General features: G+C 63.2%; 2 protein-coding genes. Both read right to left on the reverse strand.

Translation table 11 applies throughout. The features are described 5' to 3' along the window. Nucleotides 1-337: 337 nt before the first annotated feature. Nucleotides 338-1531 (reverse strand): IS91 family transposase, encoded by a 1194-nt coding sequence (locus tag R3X27_RS25365; RefSeq protein ID WP_317711699.1) that lies wholly within the window; start codon nucleotides 1529-1531, stop codon nucleotides 338-340. Between the two features lie 12 nt (nucleotides 1532-1543). Beyond that, nucleotides 1544-2431 (reverse strand): site-specific integrase, encoded by an 888-nt coding sequence (locus tag R3X27_RS25370; RefSeq protein ID WP_317711700.1) that lies wholly within the window; start codon nucleotides 2429-2431, stop codon nucleotides 1544-1546. Between the last annotated feature and the right edge of the window lie 130 nt (nucleotides 2432-2561).

Below are 2561 nucleotides of genomic sequence, written 5' to 3' on the forward strand. Positions count from 1 at the left end.
GGTGAAGGTTTTCTGATGCGGGCCGTGGCGTGAGTTATCGGTTTGGCGCGACGTCGGCCCGCGTTGGAAAACCTCCCAGGGAGGAAGCCGCGGGGGCTCGGCGGTGTCTATGGGGAAAGAGTGCGGAGGGTGCGTCTGTGGATCGGGATTTGCGATCGGTTCGGGCAGCGGGACGCTCGGTGACAGCCGAGGTCATGTCGGATCACGGAGCGCAGAGAGCTGTGGCGGCTGAAGTTCAGAGCGTTTTCCCGTGGAGAGGTGACGGTTTGCCGACAAGGATCGGGGCGAACACCTGCGGATGCTCGGCTTCGGCAACAATGGAGTGAGGAGCGTTTCGTCATGTTGCCAACTCCCATGGTGGTGCCCGCAGGCGTGGTCGCTGGCCTCGCCGGAAAATCTCGACGATCCGCATCGTGCCGCCGCAACACGGGCATGGCTCGCGGAGGGTGAGCGGGGCGGTTTCGGAACCGGTTTGCTGTTCCGGCTCAGACGGTTTGGCGCCGAGCAGGCTGCGGGCCCGAGCAATGTTGGCCTTTCTGCTGGCGTTGGCCAACAACCCGTAGTGGCGGATGCGGTGAAAGCCGTCGGGCAGGACATGCAGCAGGAAGCGGCGGATGAACGCGCCGGTCTCCAGCCGCATGACCTTCTGCCGGTTGCCGGACTTGATGCGGTAATCCTTCCAGCGGAAGGCGACAGTCTTGGCGTCGGCGCTGACGAGCCGAGAGTTCGAGATCGCCACGCGGTGGGTGTATCGGCTCAGGTAGGCCAGCACCGCCTCGGGGCCACCGAAGGGCGGCTTGGCATAGATCACCCATTCGGCCTTTCGGAACGGTGCCAGCCAGGCGGTGAAGGCATCGCCATCGGCCAACTCTTCCCGGTCGCCGTGGAAACTGAGCTTTCCGGCTTGATGGAGCGCCATCAGCCCTTCAAGAAAGAGCCGCCGGAACAGCCTCGAGAGAACCTTCACAGGCAAGAAGAACCCTGGCCGGCAAGCAATCCATCGGGTGCCATCCGGAGACAGGCCGCCGCCCGGGACGATCATGTGAATGTGCGGGTGATGGGTCAACGCCGATCCCCATGTATGCAGCACGCTGGTGATGCCGATCCGGACGCCGAGCCGTTTGGGATCGGCGGCGATGGTCATCACCGTTTCCGCGGAGGCCCGGAACAGCAGGCCGTAGACCTCTTTCTTGTTCCAGTAGGCGACCTGCGCAATCTCCGCCGGCAGGGTGAACACGACGTGGAAATACTCCACCGGCAAGAGATCCTCCGCCCGCGCCACCATCCAATCTCGCGCCGCGGGCCCCTGGCACTTGGGACAGTGCCGGTTCTTGCAGGAATTGTAGGAGATATGCTGGTGACTGCAATCCGAGCAAGCCGCGACATGTCCACCGAGCGCCTCGGTTCGGCAGGCTACAATGGCCGACATCACCTTGAGTTGGGCCAGGCTGACATGGCCGGCATTGGCCTGCCGCCACGCAGGCCCATATCTTCGAAAGATGTCAGCGATCTCCAGCTTCGGTCGGGGCAACGCCCCCGCCCGTCACTGCAGGCTTCGCTTCACGGTCTGGTCCTGCAACTTCGCCAGCATGTCGTAGGGGCTGATCGTGTCGCGGATGGTCTTGGTGGCGACATGCGTGTAACGCGCCGTGGTCGAGAGCTTGGCGTGGCCAAGCAGAACCTGAATGACACGAACGTCGGTCCCGGCCTCCAGCAGATGCGTGGCGAAGCTGTGCCGGAGCGTGTGCAGAGTGGCGACCTTCTTCACACCGGCCATGTTTTTGGCTGACGTGAACGCCCGGTTCAACTGCCGCGGCGAGATCGGGTTGATCTTCGGCTTTCCTGGAAAAAGCCAGCCTTCGGGTCTCGCCTCGCACCAGTAGTCCCGCAGCAGGCTCAGCAATCCCGGCGACAACATCACCTTGCGATCCTTGCCGCCTTTGCCCTCTTCGACATGGATCAGCATCCGGTCACTGTCGATGTCGCCAATCTTCAAGGCACACACCTCTGCCGCCCGCAGCCCGGTGCCATAGCTGACACTCAGCGCCGCCCGATACTTCAGACCCGGTCCCGGCGCCGCCATCAGGATGTCCGAAACCTCCTCGACGCTGAGCACCACCGGCAGCTTCCGCGGTTCGGTGCGGAATTGCATGTACCGTTTCATGTCTTCGCGCCCGCAGGTCATACCGAAAAAGAACCGAAACGCGACAATCCGGGCGTTGAACGTCGGCGGCGTGACGCCCGTGTCGGCCATGTGCAGCTGATACGCCCGCAACTCCTCCGGCGTGGCCGTGTCCGGCGAATGCCCGAGGAACGCGGCGAAGTCCTTGATCGCCCTGATGTGTGCCTTCTGGTACTTCTCGCCCATCCCGCGGATGCGCATGTCCTCGATCATCCGCTGCCGCAGCGGCGTGGTTCTCTCCTCCTTCATCGGAACCTCCTGTCTGTCGATTGAGAAGATCCCAATCGTCAGACAGACTCGCCCATTGCCAAAGACGCAGTGATCAGATCAGTGCCCAACGACAGCCACACGCGCCATTGCCGCGCGAGCGGCTTCGTCC

Origin of the sequence: Tropicimonas sp. TH_r6 (genome assembly GCF_033101155.1) — a bacterium.
Taxonomy (GTDB): Bacteria; Pseudomonadota; Alphaproteobacteria; order Rhodobacterales; family Rhodobacteraceae; genus Tropicimonas.